The organism is Streptomyces cahuitamycinicus, assembly GCF_002891435.1.
GTDB classification, from domain to species: domain Bacteria; phylum Actinomycetota; class Actinomycetes; order Streptomycetales; family Streptomycetaceae; genus Streptomyces; species Streptomyces cahuitamycinicus.
In genome coordinates this window covers 1-4,157 of the sequence record NZ_POUC01000566.1, presented here as the reverse complement: position 1 = coordinate 4,157, position 4,157 = coordinate 1, and the positions used below count along the sequence as shown (strand labels likewise).

The 4,157-nt window shown below is 70.1% G+C and carries 4 protein-coding genes; 3 read left to right on the top strand and 1 reads right to left on the bottom strand.

Annotated elements, in window-relative coordinates:
• A partial coding sequence (locus C1J00_RS39335; RefSeq protein WP_146046351.1) for a GNAT family N-acetyltransferase occupies positions 1-794 on the top strand: 794 nt, incomplete at its 5' end.
• Between the two features lie 46 nt (positions 795-840).
• Here the strand turns inward: C1J00_RS39335 and C1J00_RS39330 are convergent.
• Entirely contained in the window at positions 841-1,728 is an 888-nt protein-coding gene (locus C1J00_RS39330; RefSeq protein ID WP_245936688.1) for an alkaline phosphatase family protein, read from the bottom strand.
• A gap of 179 nt (positions 1,729-1,907) precedes the next feature.
• On the opposite strand from C1J00_RS39330, the gene C1J00_RS39325 reads away from it, so the two are divergent.
• Positions 1,908-3,737, top strand: coding sequence for a glycosyltransferase (locus tag C1J00_RS39325; RefSeq protein ID WP_102913665.1), 1,830 nt, complete (start codon positions 1,908-1,910; stop codon positions 3,735-3,737).
• On the top strand, positions 3,734-4,157 hold a 424-nt coding region (locus C1J00_RS39320), incomplete at its 3' end, for a hypothetical protein (RefSeq protein ID WP_102913664.1). The genes C1J00_RS39325 and C1J00_RS39320, both read left to right, overlap by 4 nt.

Here is a 4,157-nt window from a genome sequence, read left to right as displayed (position 1 = left end):
GGCCGGTGACGCCAGGGGGGGCGGGGTACGAACAGGCACGGGCGGTCTTCGACGACCTGGCGCGCCTGCCCGCCCTGCGCGTCGGGGTGCGCTTGCGGCCGCAGGGCGCGGAGCTGTGGCAACGGGCCGCCCCGGGAGCCTTCCGGCTGGAACCACACATGACGCAGGCGGTGGACCTCGAGGGCGGCTTCGGCGTCGTGTGGCGTGACCGCTTCCACACCCGGGTCCGGCGTGACGTCAAACGCGCCGATAAGGCGCACGTCGAGGTCGAGGTGGACCGCACAGGCCGACTCGTCCCGGTCTTCGAGCAACTGTACGACCAGTCCATCGAGCGCTGGGCCGGGAAGCAGCACGAGCCGCTGGCTCTGGCCCGGTGGCGCCAGCGGCGGGAGTTCCCCATGGGGCGACTGGCCACCGTGGCCGCCCGATTCGGCGAATCCTGTGCGATCTGGGTGGCCTGGCGTGACGGAGAGCCCGCCGCGTCCATCGTCGTCCTGCGGCACGGCCCGTACGCCAAGTACTGGCGGGCGGCCATGAACCGGGACCTGGCCCACCGGATCTGGGCCGTCCCGCTGCTGACCCGGCTGGCCATCGAGGAGGCGTGCGAGGCAGGCTGCGGGATCTTCGACCTGGGGGAGTCGGCCCCGGGATCCTCGCTGGAGCACTTCAAGGCCGGCTTCGGAGCGGTCGGCCGCCCGTCCCCCCGCTACTGGCGGGAGCGGCTGCCCGTCTCCAGGGCCGAGCGCGGACTGCGCACGGCGGTCAAACGCGTGATCCGGTTCCAGGATGCCTGACCGCGCCGGTCGCGTGATCCGGTTCCAGGACGCCTGACCGCGCCGGTCAGCCGTCGCCCTTGAAGATGTCCAGGGGCTCGGCCTCGGCGCTGTGGCCGAGCGGGTCGAGGCCGTAGGCGTCCAGGATGGTGCGCAACAGCCCGTACAGGTTGTTGGGCTGGTCGTTGTCGCCCGGCTCCACCTGCTCGCCGACGACGACGGTCGGGATGTGGTTGTCCTCGTCCTCGCCGCCCTCGTCCTCGTCCCAGGTGACCACCAGCAGGCTGTTGTTGGCCATCGCCCAGTCGGCGTAGTCCCCGAGGTTCTTCCGCAGCCAGGCGTCGCCCCGTTCGATGCCGCCGTCGTGCATGTCGTTGTCGAGGTTCGGGATGACGAAGGAGACCTCCGGCAGGTCCGAGAAGTCCTCCGGGAAGTCCGTCCATGGGCGGTTGACCGAGTCGGGCAGGTTGGTGAAGTTCACCCACGGTGCGTGCCGGCGCACGTAGGGGCCGCTGGTGCAGCCCTTGAATCCGACGCTCGGCAGGCTCTCCGCGTAGCCGGTGAACGTCAGGTCGGCCTGCAGCAGCTGGGAGGCGAGGTTGCGGGAGGAGAAATCGTTCGGGCAGTCGTTGTCGACGCCCTGCGTGGAACCGGAGAACAGAGCCAGATAGTTCGGCTGGCTCGGATAGGTGATGGCGAAGAACTGGGTCAGATTGGCGCCCTTGCGGGCCAGTTCGTTGAGGAACGGGGCCTCGGGCGAGCCGATGATGTCCTCGTAGCCCCGGTTCTCCTCGACGACCACCACGATGTGGTCCGGCCGGGGGACGCCGCTGCCCTGGTCCGAGGAGCCGCAGCCCGCGACCGGGAGGAGCATCGCGAGGGCGGCGCAGGCGGCGACGAACGACGTCCGCATGCGGTGCACCGGCCGGAACGGCGTCATCAGTCGTGGTGTCACTGCTCTCCCCTGACCGTCGGTCCATCCGCGCTGCCGGTCACAGCAAACGGCAGTAACGTAATTTTTAGCACTTATGCCGCATCTTGGTCGGCTGGATCTCTGGTGTGTGCCGATGGAGGAAGCGCCACGGATGGCGCCCTCGGCCCGGTCGTCGCACCCGCTGTGCGGGAGGCATATCCATGGGCAAGCGTTCGCCGCTGACGACCGGTCAGTGGTCGCCGCGTGCTCCCCTGGAGACGCGGCGACCCGATGGGACGCCGGTCGGACCGTCGGGCGGGCGGCGCACGACGGCACTGCAGTGGGCGGCCCGGGCCGCATTGCCCCTCGCGCTCGTCCTGTGGCTGCTCTCCCTGCGCCACGTGAATCTGGACGCCATGACCGACCTGGGCCTGCTCCAGGTGCTTCCGGTGCTCTTCTGGGCCGCTCTCGGGCTGCTCGCCGTCGGCTTCTGCGTGGCCCTGTCCGACCGGCGGACCCGGGGCGGCTGGTTCGCCGCCTACGTCCTCGGTCTGATCGCGATCCTGCACGCCACCCCGGCGCTGCTGTACCCCACCCTGCGCTACGGCTGGGCGTGGAAGCACGTCGCCGTCGTGGACGCCATGATCCGCAACGGCGGCAGCGTGCCCGGCGCGGAGAAACTCGACGTCTACGACCAGTGGCCGGGCTTCTTCCACCTCAACGCACTGGTGGTGCAGGCCACCGGCCTGGAGTCGGCGCTCGGCTACGCGGTGTGGGCCCCGCCGGTCAACAACGTCCTGCTGCTCGCCCCGCTGCTGCTGATCTACCGGGCCGTGACCACGAACCGGAGGCTGATCTGGGGAGCGGTCTGGATCTTCTACTCCTGCTCGTGGGTCGGGCAGGACTACTTCGCGCCCCAGGCGTTCGCGTTCCTGCTCTTCGTCGCACTGATCGCCCTCGTGATGGGACAGCTGCGGGCCTTCGCCGAGCGGCCACCGGGCGACCGGGCCAGGGCATGGCCCGCCGGCAGATTCCTGCTCGCCGTGCTGATCATGGGCGTGATCGTCTGCTCTCACCCGCTGACCCCGCTGATGATGGTCAGCGCCCTGGTCGCCCTGTCCCTCCCGCGCCGCAACCGGCGGGTCCTGCTGCCGGTGCTGGGCGCCGGAGTGCTGCTGACCGTGGTCTGGGACGCCACCGTCGCGCGACCGTTCGTCTCGGCCAATCTGAGCGAGTTCGTCGGCGCGCTGCTGGAACCCGACTCCAACGTGGTCTCCGGACTGGCGACCCTGGGTAGCGCCGCGCCCGGGCAGGTGATGGTCTCCTGGGTCGACCGCGGCCTGTCCGCCGCCGTGTTCCTGCTGGCGGCCCTCGCGTTCGTCCGGCGCCGCTGGACCCGCCGTACCGGCATGCCGCTGCTCGTCCTGGCCCCCATGCCGGTCCTGATCGCGAACTCCTACGGCGGCGAGATGATCTTCCGCGCCTACTTGTTCGCGCTGCCCGCCGCCGCCCTGCTCATCGCGGCCCTGCTGTTCGAATCCCGAAGACATCCACGACTGCGTGTCCTCATGGTCGCCCCGCTGCTGCTGGCGATGCTCGGCGGGCTGCTCTTCGGCTACTACGGCAAGGAATCGGCCAACTACTTCACCGAGGACGAGGTGGCGGCCACCCACTTCGTCACGGCCACCACCCCTCCAGGGTCCCTCATCGTCTCCCTCACGTCGGACGTGCCCGGCCTGGAGATGAACTACGACAAGCATCCGCGGATCCAGCTCAACGAACAGGATCTGGAAGTACGCCAGCGACTTGTGGAGAACCCGATCGAAGGGCTGGACCCGTTTATCGACGGGGCGACCGTGCGGGAGCCGGCCTACATCGTGCTGAGCCGCGCTCAGGCCGCCGAGTGCTACCTCAACGGGACCCTGCCGGCCGACACCATGCAGCGCATGGACGAGGCGATGTCGAACACCTGGGGCTTCGTGCGGGTGTTCCGCAACCAGGACGCCGTTGTCTTCCGCTACCAGAACCCCGACGCGGGAGAGGCGTCATGACCACGCTCCCCATGAGCCTTCCGCCGCGTCGGCGATGGCCGCTGCGCATCGCACTCGCGCTGTCCGGCTGGCTCGCGCTCGCCGCGACCCTGACCCTGCCCGACGGGGGCGTCCCCCGCACGCTGGTCGTCTGCGTGTTCCTGCTGCTGTGCCCGGGGTTCGCGGCCACGCGGTGGGCCAGGCCCACGCCCTGGCACGAGAGGGGCTGGCCGTACGTCGTGGAGACCGCGTTCCTCGCCGTACTGCTCAGCCTGTGCCTGGCGGTCATCGCGGTGGAGCCGTTCTACCTCAGCGAGACCTTCACCACCACGCGTGTGGTCATAACCCTCGCGGCGATGACCTCGCTCCTGGCTCTGCTGCCCGCACCGGGGAGCCGCCGTAGGCCCGGCGCCCGGCCCACCGCCCCGGACGACGCACCGC

Bases quoted from the DNA above. Each gene is read 5' to 3' on its own strand.
- C1J00_RS39325 (WP_102913665.1), top strand. From the start codon at position 1,908: ATGGGCAAGCGTTCGCCGCTGACGACCGGTCAGTGGTCGCCGCGTGCT.